The sequence below is a fragment of the Empedobacter sp. UBA7494 genome (assembly GCF_002478465.1).
Classification (GTDB): Bacteria; Bacteroidota; Bacteroidia; order Flavobacteriales; family Weeksellaceae; genus Empedobacter; species Empedobacter falsenii_B.
The window spans coordinates 1-21,501 of sequence record NZ_DLOC01000044.1 but is presented as its reverse complement, the minus strand read 5'-3'; the positions used below and the strand labels follow the sequence as shown (position 1 = coordinate 21,501).

The window sequence follows — 21,501 nt, the reverse complement described above, 5'->3', positions numbered from 1 at the left end:
CTCTATCATTAAAAAAAGTATAGAAATGTCATATTTATTTACGTCAGAATCAGTTTCTGAGGGGCATCCAGATAAAATTGCCGATCAAATTTCTGATTCAATTCTTGACCACTTTTTAGCATTTGATGCAAAAAGTAAAGTAGCTTGTGAAACTTTAGTAACAACTGGACAAGTTGTTTTAGCAGGTGAAGTAAAATCTAATTCTTGCATTGATTTACAACGTGTAGCAAGAGAAACAATTGCTGAAATTGGTTACACGAAAAGTGAATATATGTTTGATGCAAGTTCTTGTGGAATTTTATCTGCAATTCACGAACAATCTCCAGATATTAACCAAGGTGTAGACAAACAATCTGACGAAGAGCAAGGTGCTGGTGACCAAGGAATGATGTTTGGTTATGCTACAAACGAAACTGAAAACTATATGCCTTTGGCGTTAGATTTATCGCACAGATTATTGAAAGAATTAGCGCATATCCGTAAATACGAAAAAGATTTGTTACCATATTTACGTCCTGATGCTAAATCTCAAGTAACAATTGAATATGATAATGACAACAAACCTGTTCGTATCGATACTATTGTAATTTCTACTCAACATGATGACTTCGCAAACGAAGAAGCCATGAGAGATAAAATTACAAATGACTTAGTAAGTATTTTAATTCCACGTGTAAAAGCGCAGTTACCTGTTCATTTACGCGATTTATTTACAGATAGTATTACTTATCATATCAATCCTACTGGAAAATTCGTTATTGGAGGACCTCACGGAGATACAGGTTTAACTGGTCGTAAAATTATTGTAGATACTTACGGTGGTAAAGGTGCTCACGGTGGTGGTGCGTTCTCAGGAAAAGATCCATCAAAAGTTGACCGTTCTGCTGCTTATGCTGCGCGTCATATTGCAAAAAACTTGGTTGCAGCTGGTGTTGCTGACGAAGTTTTAGTACAAGTTTCTTATGCAATTGGTGTTGCTGCTCCAGTTTCTTTATTAGTAAATACTTTCGGAACTCAAAAAGTTGAGTTATCAGAAGGAGAAATTTCTACAAAAGTTTCTGAAATCTTTGATATGAAGCCTTTCGCTATCGAACAAAGATTAAAATTAAGAAACCCTATTTACAAAGAAACTGCATCTTACGGACACTTAGGTAGAGAACCAAAAACGGTTTCAAAACGTTTTGAATCAGCTAATGGACAAGATGTTGTTGAAGTTGAAGTTGAATTATTCACTTGGGAAAAATTAGACTTCGTAGATCAAATTAAAACAGCTTTCGGATTATAATCTGAAATTTTAAATCATACATAAAAAATCCACTCAATATTGAGTGGATTTTTTATGTTTAATTTTTACTAATCGAATTGACTAACCAATATCGTTTTCCTTCTTTGTAAGAAATATTGATACTATCTCTAGAAAGCATAATCAGTTTTGTCGGTGTCCAACCCATATTTCGTAACGAATTACTTCCTGTCATTTCCATCTGGATATTTTCTATCGGATCAATTTTTTGAGTTGTGATAAAATCAAATTTATATAAATTCTTAGATTGAGAAACTTGCACTACTCCACTATCTTGTACAATTCCTCCTAAAGAATCTTGAAAAATAATAAATCGTTTTTCATATTTTTCTTTGTAAATAGTATTCTGGCTATCATCTTCATTATTACAAGAAAATATCACCATTAATACTGAAGCAAAACATACAATCGTTCTCATAAAACATCATTTTATATTTAACTATTTTCAGCTCAAAATATTGTAAAAAAAAAGACGCTCACAACTGAACGTCTTTTCTATTGTTATTCCTAAAAATTATCTTGTTGCATTCGCAGTCCAAGTTTTACCATCTTTTGTATAAAGAATAGTTAATTTTGAATTATCAATTCTAATGTAAGATAATTCATCTGCTCCAACACTTACCAAAGTATTGTCACCTTTCTTCTCAAACTCAACACCGTTCAAATCTGGAATTTTATCAGAAAAAGCAAAATTATACTTTGTTCCACTTGCAATTTTAGTTACAAATACACTTCCATTATCAGCAGAAAGAGTATTATTTCCATCAACATAACTTATTTTTCCTTTATAAGTTCCTGCAAAGAAATCATTGTTTGCTGGATCATCATCATCGCTACAAGCCGTAAATACAAATAAGGCGAAAAATGTTACCGCCAAAAATTTCAATAAATTCTTCATGTTTTTATTTTTTTATTGGTTATAAGAATCAATGTTTTCAATTATAATACCACAAATTGTTAAAGAAAATTGATAAAGTAAATTTTAACATTTTTAACTCTCGTAAAAAATCGTATTTTTGAAGCAATATAAAATACCTATAAACATGAATTTATTGCAAGGTAAAACAGCAATCGTTACAGGCGCAACTCGCGGTATTGGAAAAAGTATTGCTGAAGTTTTTGTAAAAAATGGCGCTAACGTTGCCTTTACTTATGCTTCTTCTGTAGAAAAAGCTAAAGCTTTGGAAGAAGAATTGGGACAATTCGGTAAAGTAAAAGGATATCAATCTGATGCTTCTGATTACGAAGCTGCTCAAAAATTAGTAGAAGATGTAATTGCTGAGTTTGGTCAAGTTGATATTGTAATTAATAATGCTGGAATTACAAAAGATAATTTGTTGATGAGAATGTCTGCAGAAGATTTCGAAAAAGTAATTCAAACAAACTTAAATTCGGCTTTCAACTTAACAAAAGCAGTGATCAAACCGATGATGAAACAACGTTCTGGATCTATCGTGAATATGTCTTCTATCGTTGGAATCAAGGGAAATGCGGGACAAGCAAATTATGCTGCATCTAAAGCTGGTTTAATTGGTTTCTCTAAATCTGTTGCGTTAGAATTAGGTTCTCGTAACATTCGTTGTAATGCAATTGCACCAGGTTTTATCGAAACTGAAATGACAGAAGTTTTAAATCAAAAAGTGGTTGAAGAATGGCGCAATGGAATTCCATTAAAACGTGGAGGACAGCCTGAAGACGTTGCAAATGCATGTTTATTCTTAGCTTCAGATTTATCAAGTTATGTAACAGGGCAAGTTTTGAGTGTAGACGGAGGTTTACATACTTAATTCTTAAAAATATCATACTTTTTGAAAGGTTTTGTTTAGTAAATTTGCTAATCAAAACCTTTTATAATTTAAGACAACTACGTTGAGAAAAATATCAAATAAATTAAATGTTCAATTGATTGCCGAAACTTTTTTGGCTTTCGGAATTGAACATATCGTATTATCGCCAGGATCTCGAAACGGAGCATTAACGATGCAATTTGCGAATGACAAACGTTTCAAAACTTATAGTGTAATCGACGAGCGTTCGGCTGGATTTGTAGCTTTGGGAATGGCTCAGCAAATTCAGAAACCTGTTGTGGTTTGTTGTACTTCTGGTTCGGCAACGGCAAATTATTATCCAGCAATTACGGAAGCTTTTTTTCAAAATGTTCCTGTAATTGTACTATCTGCCGATCGTCCCGAACATTTAGTTGATAATTTTGATGGACAAACTATTCGTCAAAATAATTTATTCGAGCAACATTCTGTTCATAATGTTCAACTTTCCGAAAGTGAAGATACAGATGATTTAACGCGAAATATGTTGTTGACGAAATATGCATTGATTGATTGTATGCACAAATCTGCGCCAATTCATATCAATATGCCTTTTTCTGAACCTTTGTACGAGTCTGTAACAACACCAGATATTGAAGTTGATACAATTACAATTACTGCAAAAGATTATCCTGAAATTGATGTGATTGATTTTATGAAACGCTGGAATGCTTCGACGCGTAAAATGATTTTGGTCGGATTACATCATCCTGATGCCGAATTTGATCATTTTGTAAAACAATTAGCCCAAGATGATTCGGTTGTTGTGTTGACAGAAGTGACGTCAAATATTCATGATGAACGATTTTTCAATAAAATAGATCAAGTTATTTTCCCTTATTCGGAAGAAGAATTAGAAGCGTTGAAACCTGATATTTTATTGACAATTGGGCAAAATGTCGTTTCCAAAAAGATTAAAAAATTCTTACGCGATCAAAAACCAACGCAACATTGGCATTTAGATGAATATTGGCAACCAGACACTTTCCAAGCATTAACAGATAAAATTGAGACGAAACCTGAATTGTTTTTAGAACAATTTGTTCCGTTTGTTAATCCAAAAGAATCAGAATATTACAACACATGGAATTCGATACGAGAAGCGAATAATATCAAACACAAAAATTACATCAATATGATTCCATTTTGTGATTTGAAAGCATTTGATTCTATTATCAGAAATTATCCTGAAAATTGGCAAATTCAGTACGGAAATTCGACAGTTATTCGTTACGGATTATTGTTTGATCATAACAATTCGAATCCTGTTTTCTGTAATCGCGGAACAAGTGGAATTGATGGTTCTACGTCTACAGCGATTGGTGCTTGCATCGCTTCTGAACAAAGTACGGTGATGATTACGGGAGATATTTCGTTTTTCTATGATTCGAATGCGTTATGGAATGTGAATATACCGAATAATTTTAGAATTATTTTGATTAATAATGGTGGTGGAAATATTTTCAAATTTATTCCTGGTCCTTCAGAAACTGACGTTGTAGAAGATTATTTCGAAACCAAACATCATTTTACAGCAGAACATTTGGCTAAAATGTATGATTTTGAATATAACGTTGTTTCAAATTTAACTGACTTAGAAAATTCGTTCAACGATTTTTATGCAGAAAGTAATCGTCCGAAGATTTTAGAAATTGATACGAAAAACGCTTCAAATGACGCTATTTTGAGAGGATACTTCAGGAGTTTGAAATAAAAATATTAGAAGAGGAATCATTAGTTTGGTTTCTCTTCGACTTTAAAAAATATTTTATCTTCATTTCCTTCTTTTAAAACTATCTCATGCTTATTCGTATTAAAATAATTTTTCTTTAAATATTTCTTGACTTCAATAGCTCTATTTTCTGATAAACCTTTTTTACTATTTTTCCTTTGAGTACTGATAATAACTAATTTATCAATTTTATTCGTTTTACTCAATTTTATTATTTCATCTAACATCTTTAAATGATGATTTGCTAAATGTATTTGTTCAAAATTAAAAATTAATGATAAAGGAAATTTACAAATGACTTCTTACCACTGACATCCATTATTTTCTTTTGGACCTTTTACAGTTTGACAATGATCTTCAATATCAGGAATTCCATCTTCATTAGTATCAATCAACTCTTGAGCAAATAAACTTAAACTAAAAACAACAAAAAAAAATAATCAAAAGCTTTCTCATAATATCTCCATTTTTTAAAGCTATTTCTAAGGAATCAATAATATTTGTTTCAAACTGTTTTGAGTACTTCCAAACACGATCCGATAACTTAAATTGAGTTAATCTTGATTTTAACTAATAAAAAAAGTAGCTAAAATTAGCTACTTTTCTTTATAATTATTGAGAATTTATTATTCTTTAATACGTTCTACATAAGAACCGTCTTCTGTGTTGATTTTCACTTTATCACCTTCGTTGATGAATAAAGGAACACGGATTTCAGCACCAGTTTCTGTCGTTGCAGGTTTTGTAGCATTTGTAGCTGTATCACCTTTAAGACCTGGCTCTGTGTATGTAATTTCCATTACAACTGTAGTTGGTAACTCAGCTGCTAAAGCTGTTTCATCAGATGCACGGAACAAGATTTTTACTTCGTCACCAGCTTTCATAAATTGTGAATTATCAATTAAATCTTTGTTTAAATAAACTTGAGAGAAATCATCATTATTCATGAAGTGGAAACCATTATCATCTTCATATAAATATTGGTAGTTACGTGTTTCTACACGAACTTCTTCAATTTTATGACCAGCAGAAAATGTATTGTCTAATACTTTTCCATTAGTTAATGATTTTAATTTTGTACGAACGAAAGCAGGACCTTTACCTGGTTTTACGTGTAAAAATTCGATAATTTTATACGTATCATTATTAAAAATAATACATAAACCTTTTCTGATATCAGAAGTTGTTGCCATTTATTCTATTGTTATTTTATTAAACTCCCGAGCTATATCCTTTCATAATTCCGCGATCACTTGTATTGATAAAATCAAGGATTACTTCACGATAATGTGAATCTGGGAATTTTTCTAAGATTTGTTCTACAGCCTGAGATACGTTATTTTTTTGTTGATATAAGATTCTGTAAATACCTTGAATTTCGAAGATTTCTTCTGATGTGAAACCTTTTCTTCTCAATCCAATTGCATTAACTCCCGCATAAGCAACAGGATTTTTTGCTGCTTTAACGTACGGAGGAACATCTTTACGAATTTGTGTCGCACCAGCTACAAAAGCATGTTCTCCAATTTTTGTAAACTGATGAACCGCACTATAACCACCAATAAAAGCGAAATCTCCAACTTCTATATGTCCTGCTAAACCAACCGCATTTACGATTACAACATTATTTCCTACAACACAATCGTGCGCAATATGTGCAGTTGCCATAATCAAACAATTGTCACCAATTTTAGTATAACCTAATGCATTGGTTCCTTTGTTTACAGTAACGCATTCACGAATTGTTGTATTGTCTCCAATATATGTTAAAGTTTTTTCCCCTTCGTACTTCAAATCTTGAGGCTCACCAGAAATTACTGTACCTGGATAAATTTTACAATTTTTTCCAATACGCGCCCCTGACATAATTGTTACATTAGGACCAATCCATGTTCCATCACCAATTTCTACATCTTCGTAAACAGAAGAAAAAGGACTGATTGTAACATTTTCACCTATTATTGCAGTTGGATGAACATATGCCATCGGATGATTCATAACTTCCATTTCTTTAATTATTCTTTTGTAATAACTGCCATCATTTCTGCTTCCACAGCAATTTGGTTGTTTACATATCCAATTCCTTGCATATGAACAATTCCTCTTCTAATTGGTTCAACCAACTCTAATTTAAACACCAATGTATCACCTGGAATAATTTTGCGTTTAAATTTAGCACTTTCAATTTTCATGAAATAAGTTGAATAATCTTGAGGATTTTCTAATTCTCCTAAAATTAATAAACCTCCTAATTGTGCCATTGCTTCGATTTGCAATACACCCGGCATTACAGGTTCTTTAGGAAAATGTCCAACAAAGAAAGGCTCGTTCATCGTTACATTTTTCACACCGATTAAACCTGTTGCACTTTTAGAAATTACCTTGTCAATCAATAAAAATGGTGGGCGATGTGGTAATAACTTCATGATATCATTAATATCATAAACTGGTTCTGCTGTCAAATCAAATTCTGGCACTTTGTTACGTTGCGCTAATTTAATTTGTTTGCTTAATTTCTTTGCAAAATTTGTATTGGTATGATGTCCAGGCTTTGTTGCAATAATTTTAGCCTTCAATTTTTTACCTACTAAAGCCAAATCCCCTACAACATCTAATAATTTGTGACGAGCAGCTTCGTTTGGATAATGTAAAGTCAGATGATCTAAAATTCCATTCGGACGAATAGAAACATCATCTCTATTGAATGCTTTACATAATTTTTCTTTTGTTTCTGGTGTAATTTCTTTGTCAACATAAACAATCGCATTGTCTAAATCTCCACCTTTTACCAAACCAGCTTCCAACAATTGCTCTAACTCGTGTAAGAAACAAAACGTTCTTGCTTGAGAGATATCTTGTTTGAAGTTTTTGATAGATGTTAAAGTTGCATTTTGAGTTCCCAAAACTTTCGTTCCGAAATCTACCATTGCTGTAACTTGGTATTCATCTGCAGGAATCGCCGTGATTTCTGATCCTGTTTCTGGATCTATGTACGTTACAATTTCTTTAATTCTATAATATTCTCTGTCTTTATCTTGCTCTACAATTCCAGCAGATTCTATTGCTTCAACGAAAAAACGAGAAGAACCGTCCATAATTGGTGGTTCCGCATTGTCAATTTCAATGTAACAATTATCAATATCCATACCTACCAAAGCCGCCAAAACGTGCTCAGTGGTATGTACTTTAACTCCTTTCTTCTCTAAAGTTGTTCCTCTAGCTGTACTCACAACATATTGTGCATCAGCTTCTACTTGAGGTTGACCTTCTAAATCTGTTCTAACAAATACAAATCCTGTATCTGGTTCGGCTGGTTTAAATGTTAAGGTAACAAATTTACCTGTATGTAAGCCAACACCTTTTAGAACGGCTTCATTCGCTAAAGTTTTTTGTTTATCAGACATTAACTTTTACTTTTGTTTGTTCTCTTTTTCTAATTTATCGATTCGTTTCACAATTTCTGGAAACTTTCTAAAATGTACGTACGATTTTCTAAAACTTGACGCCTCCATTGCTGGCGAACCATACAATTGCGTTTTGCTTTCTACATCACCATTAATACCACTCTGAGCTTGTACTTGTACAAAATCTCCGATTGTCAAATGACCTGCGATACCAACTTGACCTCCAATCATACAATTACGTCCAATTTTTGTAGATCCTGCTACTCCACTTTGCGAAGCAATAACGGTATTTTCACCAATTTGAACGTTGTGAGCAATTTGAATTTGGTTATCTAATTTTACTCCTTTACGAATAATTGTTGATCCCATTGTTGCTCTATCTATTGTTGATCCTGCTCCAATTTCGACATTATCTTCAATCAAAACATTTCCTATTTGAGGAATTTTTTTGAAAGAACCATCTGGATTTGGCGCAAAACCGAAACCATCAGCACCAATCACAACATTAGAATGAATGATACAATTTTGACCAATTTCACACTCTTCATACACTTGTACGCCCGAATGTAAAACGGTATTATCACCAATCTTAGCATGATCGCCAATCGTTACATTTGGATATATTTTTACATTATTTCCAATCGAAACATTAGCTCCAATATAAGAAAAACTTCCAACATATACATTATCTCCTAGTTGCGCAGTAGAATTTACTTTCGTATATTCTTCTATTCCAACTTTATTATTTTTTATCGTATTGTAATACTGCAACAGCTGTGTAAAGGCTTGATAAGCATCTTCAACTACAATCAATGTAGACGAAATAGAATCTGTTGCCACAAAATCCTTACTCACAATCACAATAGAAGCGTTTGTTGTATAGATAAAATGCTCGTATTTCGGATTAGCCAAAAACGAAATCGAACCTTCTTTTCCTTCCTCTATCTTCGATAATGTGGAAACCTCTACATTTGCATCACCTGTTACGGTTCCTTGCAATAATTGCGCAATCTCTGCAGCTTTAAATTTCATAGTCTGCAAAACTAATAATTATTCTTAAAATTATAAAATGATTATTTAAGTTATTTAACTTTTTTGTCAAATTCTTCAAATCACTATTTAAACGCTGTGGTAATGATATTTTGTAATTTCTTGTTGCAAAAATTGCGTTAACAAACTTTTTTCTGAACTCGAAATTTCTTTTACCTCACCATTTTTATATAAAACCTTTATTGGACTTTTTGATTTTTCGTACGGAATAATTTTTATCGTTGTTTGTTCCACAAAATAACTTGCATCATCAATTCCTAAAGCATTTTCTACTCTATTTTTTTCAACCAAAATTTCTTCTTCGGATAATTTTGTATCCATCAAATATGATTTTGGTAATGTACGCTGAATGATATTTTTTGATAATTTACTCAAAATTAAATCATCATGAAACTGCCATTCTTTTATCGCTGATAAAACATCCGAGTCGTCCAAACGGGTAAAAATTTCTAATCCTTCTTTCGATAAACTTCCTACTTCATTTTCTTCTAAAAAATATTTAAAAGCAAACGTTGCAAAAAGATTTTCTCCCGCTTTTGTCAATTCTTTCGCTCTTCTCAAAACGCTAATCAAAAAATTCTCTGCTGTAAACGATTTCTTATGCATGTACACTTGCATGTACATAAACATACGCGCCATCAAAAATTTCTCGACCGACGAAATTCCCTTTGCTTCTATCACCAACTCATCATTCGAGACATTCATCATTGAGATAATTCGTTCCGGATTGATATTTCCTTCTACCACTCCTGTGTAAAAACTATCGCGCTTCAAATAATCCATGCGATCGCAATCCAACTGACTCGAAACTAATTGTGACAAGAACTTTTTCGGATAATTTCCTTTAAAAATTTGAATAGCTAGAGCTAATCGATTATCAAAAATTTGATTCAATTCTTCCATCAAACGAAGCGAAACTTCTTCGTGATGCGAACCATTAATTATAGAATGTTCAAGAGAATGAGAAAAAGGTCCGTGTCCCAAATCATGCAATAAAATCGCGATTAAAGCTCCATTTTCTTCTTCTGGAGTAATGTCGACGTTTTTTCTTTTGAGAATATTTAAGGCTTTTTGCATCAAATGCATACAACCTAAAGCGTGATGAAAACGAGAATGTCTCGCTCCTGGATAAACCATTTCTGTTAATCCAGTTTGCGTAATTCTACGAAGTCGCTGAAAATATGGATGTTGAATAATCTGATAAATAAGCTCGTTTGGAATCGTAATAAATCCATGAACTGGATCATTTACTATCTTCAACTTATTATTGTTTAATGGATTCAAACGTACTGTTTTGTCGGCAAAGATAAGAATTTTTACTCATTCAGAACGTTACTCTTTTGATTAAGAATAGTTTTTATAAAATATTTTAGATAAAAATCATTTTTGGAATTATTTATGCTAAATAATCATCGCAAATTTTGGGAAAACTACAATTTTGTTTAACATACAATTTTGATTTTAACATTTCCGTAATCGCTATATTTGGAATAATTCTAAAAGTAGAAATCAATATAAAAAATAAAAATATAACAAATGGCTATAAAAATTTTATGGATTGATGATGAAATCGATTTATTGAAACCACACCAACTTTTTTTAGAGAAGAAAGGTTACGAAACTACAATGATAAATAATGCGACTGATGCATTAGAAGAAATAGAAAAAGAGAACTTTGCGGCGGTTTTAATCGACGAAAATATGCCAGGTTTAAGCGGTTTGGAAGCTTTACCAAAAATTAAAGAATTACGTCCAAATCTTCCTGTTATTATGGTCACAAAAAGTGAGGAAGAACATATCATGGAAGATGCAATCGGCTCACATATAGCAGATTATTTAATTAAACCGGTTAATCCAAATCAGATTTTATTGAGTTTGAAAAAGATTTTGGACGCATCGAAAATTATTTCTGAAAAAACAGTGATCAATTATCAACAGGAATTCAGAAATATCACAATGGATATGATGAATGCACGCGATTATGAGGATTGGCAAGAAATTTATAAAAAATTAGTTTTTTGGGAACTTGAACTTGAAAATATCGAAGATACAGCACTTTCTCAAATCATCGAAAACCAGAAAAGTGAAGCAAATGCAGCTTTCTTCAAATTTATAGAACGTAATTACGAAGATTGGTTGCACGAGGACGAAGATCGTCCCGTTTTATCGCATACAATTTTCAATCAATTGGTTCGACCTCATCTTGGAAAAGATAAAAATGTTTTATTGATTATGGTGGATAATTTACGCTACGATCAATGGAAAGTTATTGAGCCAATTTTCAATCGTTATTATAATTCAGAAGCCGAAAATTTGTATTATAGTATTTTACCTTCGGCAACTCAATATGCAAGAAATGCGTTCTTTTCGGGTTTAATGCCGTTGGAAATTGAGAAAAAATATCCTGAATATTGGTTGAATGATACCGATGAAGGAAATAAAAATATGTACGAAAAAGAATTGTTAGGAGAACAATTAAAACGTCTTGGTTTTGGCGATTTATCGTATAATTATTTTAAAATTTTAAATTCTGATTTCGAGAAAAAAATTGCAGATGATTTTAATAATTACAAAAAGAATAATCTAAATGTAATTGTCTACAACTTTATCGATATTCTTTCGCATGCGAAAACAGACAACAAAATTGTTGGAGAAATTATTCGTGATGATAAAACGTATCGTTCGATCACAAAACATTGGTTTGAGAATTCATATTTAATGGAAATTGTGAAAAAAGCGGCGCAAGAAAAGATGAAAATTATTGTAACGACCGACCATGGAACAATTTACGTAAAAGAGCCTACGAAGGTGATTGGCGACAAAGAAGCGAGTACAAATTTGCGTTATAAATTGGGGAAACAATTGCAATACGATCCGAAAGATGTTTTGGCGGTTGAGCAACCAGAAAAATTCCTTTTACCTAAGGTTAATGTTACGTCAAAGTATATCTTTGCAAAAGAAAATTTATTTTTAACGTATCCAAAAAATTACAATCATTTCGTTAATTATTACAAAAACACTTACCAACACGGTGGAATTTCGTTGGAGGAAATAATTATCCCAATGGTTGTTTTAACACCAAAAATTTAAATGGAATTTATCATCAATAATTTAGACGAATTACCAGAAGTTGCTCAAAAAATAATCGATCAACTTCAGTATAAATTAATCACTTTCGAAGGAGAAATGGGAGCTGGAAAAACAACTTTTATCAAAGAGTTTGTAAAAGCTTTGGGAACAAATGATGAAGTTTCGAGCCCGACTTTTTCGATTGTAAATGAATATGACACAGATAAAGGAAAAGTTTATCATTTCGATTTTTATCGTCTAAATCATGAAGATGAAGCCTTAGATTTTGGGATTGAAGAATATTTATATTCTAATCAATATTGTTTAATGGAATGGCCAAATAAAATTGCTAACTTTATACCAGATGAGCACCACACAATTACATTGAAAAATGTAGATGGCGTTCGTCATTTAAATTTTAGTTAATAGTATATGGACGGAAAAAATATTTTCACGCCTTTTTCTCAGGAAGATCTTATTCCTCAACCCGAGCGTTTAGAGATTCCTCATAAGAAAGAACGCTTTGATATTGGAATTCCAAAAGAAACAAATAATCAAGAAAAAAGAATTTGTCTTTCTCCTGATGCAGTCGAAATTTTAGTCAATAATGGACATCAAGTTACGATAGAAACCGGAGCAGGAGAAGGTGCAAATTATTCGGATAAAGAATATTCGGAAGCTGGTGCGCAAATTTCTTACAATACGCAAGCTGTTTTCGAGAAACCTATTATTCTAAAAGTTGGTCCACTTACTTTAGATGAAATTGATTGGGTAAAACCAAATGCATTGATTATTTCATCTGTCCCAACAAATACTTTAAGACGCGAATATTTTCAGAAATTAATTACAAAACGTGTAAACGCAGTTGGATTTGAATTTATTCGTGATGAACAAAATCATTTACCAGTCGTTCGTTTATTAAGTGAAATTGCAGGAACAACGGCAATTTTAGTCGCAAGCGAATTGATGTCTTCTACAAACGGAGGAAACGGAATTTTGATGGGCGGCGTAACAGGCGTTCGACCAACAGAAGTTGTCATTCTTGGAGCTGGAACAGTTGCAGAAAATGCGACAAGAACAGCTTTAGGTTTAGGCGCTTCGGTTCGTGTTTTTGATAATTCATTAACAAGATTAAGACGATTACAGCAAAATATCGGACAACGAGTTTCTACTTCTACATTAGATCCAAAAGAATTAGGAAAAGCTTTGCGACGTTGCGATTTAGCAATTGGAGCACTTCGTGGAGAAACACGTACACCTTGCGTTGTAACTGAGATGATGGTACAGAACATGAAAACTGGCGCTGTAATTATTGATGTGAGCATTGATCAAGGTGGATGTTTCGAAACATCTGAATTAACAACTCACGATCACCCTATTATTATTAAGAATGATATAATTCATTATGCGGTTTCTAACATCACTTCTCGCGTCGCACGTACCTCTACCAAAGCGTTGAGCAATTATTTCTTGTCGTATTTATTCCAAATTTCAGAAGAATCTGGTTTTGCGAATGTGGTACAATCAGATAAAACTATAAGAAATGGCGTATATTTGTACAAAGGAAGAATTGTAAAAAAGAACTTATGTGATTGGTTTGATTTACCATTTCACGACATTAATTTATTAATCATATGACGTTTACGCAAAGATTTATGAAGTATTTGATGGGAGTTGGAATTGGGTTAGTTTTCGTCGCTATGGCGTTTGGACCTCGTGCTTTCTCATGTAATTACTTTCCAAATGCAAGAGTTTTGGATGAAGCTTTTTCAAAAAGATTAGCTATTTCACCAGAAGCTCAAGCATTTTTAAAAGCAGAAAATTTAGATTCTACATTCTTGAAAAAAGAATTATTCAAAAGAAGTAAAGTTGATTTTGATCACTCGAAAAAAGATCAAGTTCCTTGTAGAGAATATTTGGCAAACTATAAAAGCAAAGACAATACGAAAGATTATGATTTTGTATTAGAAATTTGCAAAGAAGATTCAAAATTAGTTTCCATCAAAAAGAAATAAAACAAAAAAACCACTTCGCTTGAAGTGGTTTTTTATATGATTAATTTATAAATTTCAAAATTGTTAGGGCAATTACAAAGATTAATATTGCGACAATAATTACATCTTTAAATTGTACTTTTTTAGTTCCGAACTCTACGTTTCGGTTTAAACTTTTTTTTTATTGGCTTGCATGGGTTGGTATTTGTACTGCAAATTTATAAAATATTATCAAATATCAAACCTTTATTTTATTCTAAGATATTTAATTTACAATAAGATATCTTAAATCCCAATTTCTATCTGAAAACGCGCGTACCAGTTGTTTTTCTTTTCCAAATTATAGACTTTTTGTTGTTCGTACGTAAATTCTGCTTGTAATTTGAAAGCATGTTCCCAAATATATTTTGTTAATCCTAACGTATATTGATTTGTATTTGGCGTAAACTCAAAAATATCTTTATCTACTGTTTGAGTTGAATAACGTCCTATCACCTCCCAATGTTTCGGAAATGTGTACGAACCTTGAAAATCCATCCCTTCTCCATTATAAATATAATTAAAATCAGAAATATCTGTAGGATTATAAAATAATACATTATCCGAATTACGATTCATATAAGAATACATCAAATTCCAACCACGATATTTTAACATCGCATCCAAAAACAATGATTTTATATTAGCTGTTCCTCCACCTACAATATCATCTCCTAACATTCCTGCCGTTCTATGCGCTCTATCATTATAACTATAAGCTCCCGAAAGCATCAATTTTGGTGTTTGTTCGTGAACTAAATCACCTTCATAATTACTTCCACCTTTTGTAAATTCTCCAAGTGGAAACAACTCAACTTTTCCTGTATAAGCTAAACCAGTATCCTTAAAACTTGTCCAATTTCGCCCTTCACCAGTAGAAATAGCTCCTCTCAAAATATAAGAGAATTTTTCTTGATTTCTTTTATTGTATAAGACTTGAAATCCAAAATCGCGATCGATATTAAAATCTGCATTATTGATAGATCGATCCGTTAATTGTAATGCTCCAGAAGAATTAACACGTTGTCTATTTCCTGGAAGTTTTGTTTGACCAAATCCTAAACTCCAATGTTTATTTGGATAATAGAAAATCATCGCATCACGAATAATATTTGTATTCTTCCCCTCTTCTGCTTTTCCAACATCTCCTGCAGCGAAAGATAGTTGCATCGAATAACCAAATTTTGGATCTCCGATATATCCATCAAAACGCAATCTTAAACGACGAATTTGTCCATCAATATTATCTTCTTCTCCTTCATCATGATTATAACTAATGCGATTTTGCATACGAAATCTAATGTTGACCTGATAAAGACTATCTGGAGAAGTAATTCCCAATCCGTTACCATAGCTATAATAGGGCGACATCATATTCTTAAAATCCTGTACAGTTTTCTTTTTAGATTCTGTAGAATCTTTTATTACTTGCGCATACGAACTGATTGAAAATACAATAAGTATTAATATTAAAAATTGCCTCATGTTTATTTGTTTCTTGATTCGTGTGCAAAAATGCAGTTAATAAAATTAAATAATTGTAAAGCGTAAATTAAATTAACGTTAACAATGACTCGAAGTTACGTATTCGATGATTGTCATCAATTTCTATGATTTCGACTTGTTGTGGAAAAATATTTTGTTGAATTTCGAAGAAAGTTTTTAGTTTTTCAAAATCCAAAACTTCGTCATGTACAGAAAGAAAAACCGTTGTGTTTTCGAAACGATTCATATCGACTAAATATTGCGAAAGATTTTCTGGAAAATTATTTTCGACTTTCACCGACACATCAACCAACGGATTTAACAAAATCAATTCGCTCGATTTTCCATTTTCCTTTAATTTTTGTTGCAATTGCCAACCAAAATTTCCTCCAGTAGAACTTCCTATAATCGTCAAATCATTTACCAAACCTTTTAAATGTTCGTAAGCTTCAAATAAAATAGTCGCAATATTGTCCTCCTTTTTCCATTCAATACAAATAGCTGAAGGATAATTTTTTAGAATAGTTTTGAATTTAGTTGAGTTTGCCGAACTATTTAGTCCATGGATATAAACAATTTGTCGATTATTTGTATTCATATTCAGTGCAATTAAACCTTTAAATTAAACTTTTTCAATAAGTTAATCAAAATGAATTGTAAATTTAACAATATAATTGTGTTGTAAGAAATTCTTTTAACAAAAAAGCGACCAAATAAATTTGATCGCTTTTTTTATTTTGTAAAGTTATTTCTCAAGATCGAAGCCCCAATCAATTCCTTTCTTAATTGCTGGAACTCCTTCTGTCATCCATTTTGGAGCAGGTTTATCTTTCAAATAATGATCAAAAAACTGAACTTGACGTTGCTGAATATCGTTTTTATTCGCACGTTTTATCAAGTTATGGTCATCACCATTATAATTTAACATCCAAACTGGCTTTTGTAAACGACGCAATGCCATAAACATCTCAATTCCTTGGTACCAAGGAACAGCACCATCTTCGTCGTTATGCATGATTACAACTGGCGTCGTAACTTTTGGCATATTGAACAAAGGCGAATTTTCGATGTATAATTCTGGCGCTTCCCACAACGTTTTACCAATTCTACTTTGTGTTTGCTCGTACTGAAATTGACGACTCATTCCCGTTCCCCAACGAATTCCACCATAAGCAGAAGTCATATTCACAACTGGCGCACCCGTCCAAGCCGCAGCATACATATTGGTTGCAGTAATCAAATGTGCCACTTGATATCCTCCCCAACTTTGTCCCTGTATGGCAATTTTACTACCATTTACCCACGTATTTTTCTTCAACGCTTCTACTCCAGAATTGATATAATCTTCAGCAGATTTCCCTGGATGACCAATCGTATACGAAATATCTGGTGTAAATACAATGTAATCGTTACTTACAAAATATGTATGATTAATACGAGAAGGCGTTGGCGCAGGCGCTTGATAACGATTCAAATTATCCGAAAGTTTTTCGTAGAAGTAAACAATCATTGGATATTTTTTATTTGGATCAAAATTCTCTGGTTTGTACACAACTCCAGTTGCTTCTTTACCCGAATACGTTTTCCATGTTACCAATTCACCGTTCCCCCACAAATAATCTTTTTGTTGCGGATTGATTGCAGAGATCTTTTTCTCATCTTTAAAATTAGTTGAAACATATACATCAGGCGAATTTTGGAACGATTCTTTTGTATAAATAAATTCGTTCGCATTCAACGCTTTCGTCATTTTTTGCGTTCCCCAAGTATTCGACATTACAACTTTTTCAGGATTTTTTGCGTTCGAAATGATAGTTTGATAAACTCCAGATTGTTTATTCTGATTATTAAAAGCACCTAAATAAACTAAATTATCACGATTAAGTGTTTTTATATCATCATTCAATTGATTGATATCAAACGTAATATTATGTTTACGACCGAAACCATTTGTCATATTTTCTGGACGACGATTTCCAGCCAAATCAAACTCCCAAATATCATAACGATCTTTGATTAAAACCGTTTCGTCATTATCAGTAAAATAGGCAACTCCATATTCTTGCGCTAAAGTTGGCGAATCATTTTCTTCGTCATAGAATTTCACTTTTAGCTTTTTATTCAGAACTTTTGTTTCCTTTGTTTCGATATTATAGCTCGACCAAAAACCATTTTCGGCATTATAAAAAACAGCAAATTTTCCATTTGGCGATATCTCTACTTTTCCAGCCAAAGCTTTTGCAAATAACTCGCGTTGTCCCGTTTTCGTATTAATGATATAATAATCTTTACGACCTGTTACATCCCAATTAGAGCTTAATCGATAGGCATTATCAGAAGTTCCTAAAGCAAAATTTGAATTTCCTTTATTCAATATTTCTACTTGATTCATATCCAAATCCGCTAATTGTATCACTTTTACAGGATTCGATAAATCAATCACTGATAAATACGAACGCTTTTTTTCACGCTCAAGATTCTTTAATTGTTGTGGTTGAATAAAATCGTCTTTGTAACTCCAAACATCCACGTTTGCATAATCATCAGCAATTAAAGTTGTGTCTTTGTCTGCTAATTTTGGCATCAAACCAATGAATAAAGAATTTCCATCTTTACTAAATTTTGGTTGACGATTTTCTGAAACTTGCCAATCTTTTTTCAATCCTAACAATTCAGATTTCTTAATTTGCTGTGAATTATTTGTTGCAGTATAATATAAATAATACGTTTTGTTTTCTTTTTTCTCATCATCAGAAGTTCCAACAAACGCTACTTTATTTGCTAATTCATCAAACGCAAATTGCTTGAAATCTCCAATTGTATCAACCAATTGCTTTTGTGCAAAAGTTGCGGTATTTACCAAGAAAACACCATATTTAGTTTTATCTAAACTATCTTTTTTCTCTTGTTTTGTCGAAAAAATTAATTGCTTACCATTATCACTAAACTCATAATTCATCACATTTTTGAAAGATTTTTTTTGGCCAGAAATCAAATTTCTCAACACCAATTCTAACGGCGTATCTTTTTTATCTTTTCCAGCTGGTTTAGAAGCTTTATCCTTCGTTTTTGTAGAATCTGACTTGTCTTTTTTATCATTCTTCGATTCTTCTTTTTCTAATAAATAAGCTAAAAAAGAACCTCCTTTTTTCGGTGTTTTGAATGATTTTATATTTGGTAATTTCTCGACTTGATTAGTTGCAAGATTTAATATTCCGATTGAATCTTTAGCAATTTCATGTTCCTTTTTCTTTTTGATTCTAACCAATTTCAAATCTTTGTAAAAAGGTCGAATTTTAAAAACGGCAAACTTAGAATCTGCTGTAAAAACACTTTGTTCTCCTCTATGAAAACTTAGATTTTTATCTGTTTTCAGTCCAAAAAAATTCAATGTATTATCACTTTCTTGTGCATTAACTTGATAAGCAACCCACGAACCATTATTCGATAATTCTTTCATTCCAATTGATTGCCATTCATCAAAAACAGTCAAATCTAATGGTTTCTTTTGCGCATCAACATTTGTTGCCAATAAAGCGATTGCCGCAGCATACATTGCTTTTTTTGTCATCAGTTGAGTCGCATAATTTTTAAATATTTTAGTAGATAATTTCGATTTCATTCTAACTAATTTTTATGCGTTAATTTTTAAAGAAATGTGAAAATACTAAAGTTTTTAGAAACTATGAGGATATTTTAGTTTAATAATACTTTCAGTTGTATTTTTGTTAAAATTCTTTTTATGAAAAAATATCTATTAAGTATTGGATTTGGAATTTCGATGATTGCATCAGCACAAAATATTCAGATTGTTCCACTTGGAGTTTATGGTGGTAGCAACGAAAGCAATCTTTCTTCTTATTTGATTGGTGAAGAAACGACAAATAGCTATTTGGCATTGGATGCTGGGACAATTCTTTCTGGAATCAATAAAGCAATAGAGAAAGGTACTTTTGAAGAACAAAATAGTAAAGTTCTGAAAAATTATATCAAAGGATATTTTATTTCACATGGACATTTGGATCATCTTTCAGGCATGATTATTAATTCTCCAGAAGATGCAAACAAGCCTATTTATGGTATTTCTGAAACAATTTCAGTTTTAAAAAATAAATATTTTACTAATGATGCTTGGGCAAATTTTGCCAATGAAGGCGAATCGCCAATTTTGAATAAATATTACTACAAATATGCAGAAATAGGAACACCTTTCACAATAGAAGAAACTAATTTTACAGGAACAATTTACGAATTGAGTCATGTAAATCCTTTGAAAAGTTCGGCAATATTAGTCGAAAATGGCTCAAATGCAGTCTTATATTTTGGTGATACAGGAGCAGATCGTATCGAAGGAACTAAAAATTTAGCAACTATTTGGAAAGCAATTGCGCCTAAAATTAAATCAGGTAAACTGAAAACAATGATGTTAGAAGTTTCTTTTCCTAATTCTCAACCTGAAAAATTATTATTTGGTCATTTAACACCAAAATTGATGAACGAAGAATTAGGTGAATTAGCGAAAGAAGTTGGAAAAAGTAAGTTGAAAGGTTTTACAATCATCGTTACTCATATCAAGCCAAAAGATGATTATGAGCAAAAAATTAAAGACGAATTGTTAAAAGATAATCCATACAACATCAATTATATTTTCCCTCAACAAGGTGAAAGAATAATTCTAAAATAAATAATAATTACGAATTTATCATTTAAAGTCAAGATAATTTTTAATCATTTTATTTTAGTCGGTCAATTTTTATTATTTTGATAAATTAACGCTATTGATTTTTCATTAATTCGTGTGTCTATTCTACATTTGAATAAACCATAAGAAAAAATGACCGCGCAAATAGGAGAAATTTTATTAATCGACAACCAACAATATATTATAGCCGAACAACCATTACATCATTATTTTAGAAAATTAAATCATCCACCTTATTTTACTCCGCCTTCGCCAACGTGCTGGAGAGGATATTATGGGAAATGGGAATTGAGAAATGACGAATTGTTTTTGATTAATTTCAGAGGATATTTGGATGATTTAGATGAAGTTGAATTGAATTATTTATTTCCAAAAAGAGAAGAAGTTTTTGCGAGCTGGTATTCTGGAATTATTAAAATTCCAAAAGGAAAATTATTACAATTTAATCAATTGACACATACATCTATTTATGAAGAAGATTTGATGCTGTGTTTTGAAAATGGAAAACTAATCGATTATATCGTTCATAGCAATTGCACAAATTCTGAACGAGAAGTTGAGATCTAATCAATCGAACGCTTCAAAGCTTGTCGGTGAATTCGTCTTGTTATTTGACCTTATTATTCTTTCGAATTCACCGATTTTTATAAAATAAAAAAAAACCAACTGAAAAGTTGGTTTTTTCTTTTATCATTAAATTGTCCCGTCCTGAAATAGCGATACAAAAAAGAAATCGTTATTATGGAAGAAAGAAGCAATTATGTCAAACGTACTCAGCGAGATTACAGTATGTCTTTTAAGTTGAGTGTTGTAAAAGAAATCGAGTGTGGGGAGTTATCTACTGTGGGTGCTTGCCGTAAGTATGGCATCCAATCTCGAAGTACAGTTATGAGTTGG

The 21,501-nt window shown here is 31.9% G+C and carries 20 protein-coding genes and 1 pseudogene; 10 read left to right on the top strand and 11 right to left on the bottom strand.

The window, feature by feature from the left end; genetic code table 11:
• Positions 1–25 precede the first annotated feature (25 nt).
• On the top strand, positions 26–1,285 hold the full coding sequence (gene metK / locus B4E95_RS04605; protein ID WP_291063289.1) for a methionine adenosyltransferase: 1,260 nt from the start codon (positions 26–28) through the stop codon (positions 1,283–1,285).
• A 58-nt stretch (positions 1,286–1,343) separates the two neighbouring features.
• Here metK and B4E95_RS04600 read toward each other — a convergent pair whose 3' ends face one another.
• Positions 1,344–1,721 (bottom strand): hypothetical protein, encoded by a 378-nt coding sequence (locus B4E95_RS04600; protein ID WP_291090286.1) that lies wholly within the window; start codon positions 1,719–1,721, stop codon positions 1,344–1,346.
• A gap of 96 nt (positions 1,722–1,817) precedes the next feature.
• Positions 1,818–2,201 carry a hypothetical protein gene (locus tag B4E95_RS04595; protein WP_291063285.1) on the bottom strand — a complete coding sequence of 128 codons (384 nt, stop codon included), beginning with the start codon at positions 2,199–2,201 and terminating at the stop codon, positions 1,818–1,820.
• A gap of 145 nt (positions 2,202–2,346) precedes the next feature.
• Here B4E95_RS04595 and fabG point away from each other — a divergent pair, with 145 nt between their 5' ends.
• Positions 2,347–3,090, top strand: coding sequence for a 3-oxoacyl-[acyl-carrier-protein] reductase (gene fabG / locus B4E95_RS04590; RefSeq protein ID WP_291090283.1), 744 nt, complete (start codon positions 2,347–2,349; stop codon positions 3,088–3,090).
• A gap of 82 nt (positions 3,091–3,172) precedes the next feature.
• On the top strand, positions 3,173–4,843 hold the full coding sequence (gene menD, locus B4E95_RS04585; RefSeq protein ID WP_291090280.1) for a 2-succinyl-5-enolpyruvyl-6-hydroxy-3-cyclohexene-1-carboxylic-acid synthase: 1,671 nt from the start codon (positions 3,173–3,175) through the stop codon (positions 4,841–4,843).
• Positions 4,844–4,863: 20 nt separating this feature from the next.
• Here the strand turns inward: menD and B4E95_RS04580 are convergent, their stop codons facing one another.
• The 6 genes from B4E95_RS04580 to B4E95_RS04555 all read right to left on the bottom strand — a co-directional run bounded on the left by B4E95_RS04580 (position 4,864) and on the right by B4E95_RS04555 (position 10,575).
• Positions 4,864–5,133, bottom strand: coding sequence for an OmpA family protein (locus B4E95_RS04580; protein ID WP_349680107.1), 270 nt, complete (start codon positions 5,131–5,133; stop codon positions 4,864–4,866).
• Between the two features lie 354 nt (positions 5,134–5,487).
• Positions 5,488–6,054, bottom strand: a complete 567-nt coding sequence (efp, locus tag B4E95_RS04575; RefSeq protein ID WP_038336113.1) for an elongation factor P — start codon at positions 6,052–6,054, stop codon at positions 5,488–5,490.
• Between the two features lie 19 nt (positions 6,055–6,073).
• Complete coding sequence (gene lpxA / locus B4E95_RS04570; RefSeq protein ID WP_115002092.1) at positions 6,074–6,859, bottom strand: acyl-ACP--UDP-N-acetylglucosamine O-acyltransferase; 786 nt, start codon at positions 6,857–6,859, stop codon at positions 6,074–6,076.
• Positions 6,860–6,876: 17 nt separating this feature from the next.
• Positions 6,877–8,265: a bifunctional UDP-3-O-[3-hydroxymyristoyl] N-acetylglucosamine deacetylase/3-hydroxyacyl-ACP dehydratase gene (locus tag B4E95_RS04565; protein ID WP_291063279.1), complete on the bottom strand. Its 1,389-nt coding sequence runs from the start codon at positions 8,263–8,265 to the stop codon at positions 6,877–6,879.
• 6 nt (positions 8,266–8,271) lie between these two features.
• A complete protein-coding gene (gene lpxD, locus B4E95_RS04560) occupies positions 8,272–9,297 on the bottom strand; it encodes a UDP-3-O-(3-hydroxymyristoyl)glucosamine N-acyltransferase (protein WP_291090276.1) in 1,026 nt (341 codons plus the stop codon).
• 87 nt (positions 9,298–9,384) lie between these two features.
• Positions 9,385–10,575 carry an HD domain-containing protein gene (locus B4E95_RS04555; RefSeq protein WP_291063275.1) on the bottom strand — a complete coding sequence of 397 codons (1,191 nt, stop codon included), beginning with the start codon at positions 10,573–10,575 and terminating at the stop codon, positions 9,385–9,387.
• A 276-nt stretch (positions 10,576–10,851) separates the two neighbouring features.
• Here B4E95_RS04555 and B4E95_RS04550 point away from each other — a divergent pair, with 276 nt between their 5' ends.
• Genes B4E95_RS04550 through B4E95_RS04535 form a run of 4 tightly spaced genes read left to right on the top strand, consistent with a single transcriptional unit; the run spans position 10,852 to position 14,399 of the window.
• Entirely contained in the window at positions 10,852–12,405 is a 1,554-nt protein-coding gene (locus B4E95_RS04550) for a bifunctional response regulator/alkaline phosphatase family protein (RefSeq protein WP_291063273.1), read from the top strand.
• Positions 12,406–12,810, top strand: coding sequence for a tRNA (adenosine(37)-N6)-threonylcarbamoyltransferase complex ATPase subunit type 1 TsaE (gene tsaE / locus B4E95_RS04545; protein WP_291090274.1), 405 nt, complete (start codon positions 12,406–12,408; stop codon positions 12,808–12,810). It abuts the gene before it with no gap.
• A 6-nt stretch (positions 12,811–12,816) separates the two neighbouring features.
• Positions 12,817–14,022: an alanine dehydrogenase gene (locus tag B4E95_RS04540; protein ID WP_291090265.1), complete on the top strand. Its 1,206-nt coding sequence runs from the start codon at positions 12,817–12,819 to the stop codon at positions 14,020–14,022.
• 17 nt (positions 14,023–14,039) lie between these two features.
• Positions 14,040–14,399 carry a hypothetical protein gene (locus tag B4E95_RS04535; protein WP_147280013.1) on the top strand — a complete coding sequence of 120 codons (360 nt, stop codon included), beginning with the start codon at positions 14,040–14,042 and terminating at the stop codon, positions 14,397–14,399.
• Positions 14,400–14,663: 264 nt separating this feature from the next.
• Here the strand turns inward: B4E95_RS04535 and B4E95_RS04530 are convergent, their stop codons facing one another.
• From B4E95_RS04530 to B4E95_RS04520, 3 genes are all read right to left on the bottom strand, one after another.
• On the bottom strand, positions 14,664–15,902 hold the full coding sequence (locus B4E95_RS04530) for a porin (RefSeq protein WP_291090264.1): 1,239 nt from the start codon (positions 15,900–15,902) through the stop codon (positions 14,664–14,666).
• Between the two features lie 67 nt (positions 15,903–15,969).
• Entirely contained in the window at positions 15,970–16,500 is a 531-nt protein-coding gene (locus B4E95_RS04525) for a YqiA/YcfP family alpha/beta fold hydrolase (RefSeq protein ID WP_291090262.1), read from the bottom strand.
• A gap of 147 nt (positions 16,501–16,647) precedes the next feature.
• Positions 16,648–19,524 carry an alpha/beta hydrolase family protein gene (locus B4E95_RS04520; RefSeq protein WP_291090256.1) on the bottom strand — a complete coding sequence of 959 codons (2,877 nt, stop codon included), beginning with the start codon at positions 19,522–19,524 and terminating at the stop codon, positions 16,648–16,650.
• A 120-nt stretch (positions 19,525–19,644) separates the two neighbouring features.
• On the opposite strand from B4E95_RS04520, the gene B4E95_RS04515 reads away from it, so the two are divergent.
• From B4E95_RS04515 to B4E95_RS04505, 3 genes and pseudogenes are all read left to right on the top strand, one after another.
• Positions 19,645–20,586 (top strand): MBL fold metallo-hydrolase, encoded by a 942-nt coding sequence (locus tag B4E95_RS04515; protein WP_291090253.1) that lies wholly within the window; start codon positions 19,645–19,647, stop codon positions 20,584–20,586.
• 150 nt (positions 20,587–20,736) lie between these two features.
• Positions 20,737–21,171: a hypothetical protein gene (locus tag B4E95_RS04510; protein ID WP_291063257.1), complete on the top strand. Its 435-nt coding sequence runs from the start codon at positions 20,737–20,739 to the stop codon at positions 21,169–21,171.
• A 174-nt stretch (positions 21,172–21,345) separates the two neighbouring features.
• Positions 21,346–21,501 (top strand): annotated as a pseudogene (locus B4E95_RS04505) (IS3 family transposase); the annotation flags it as partial.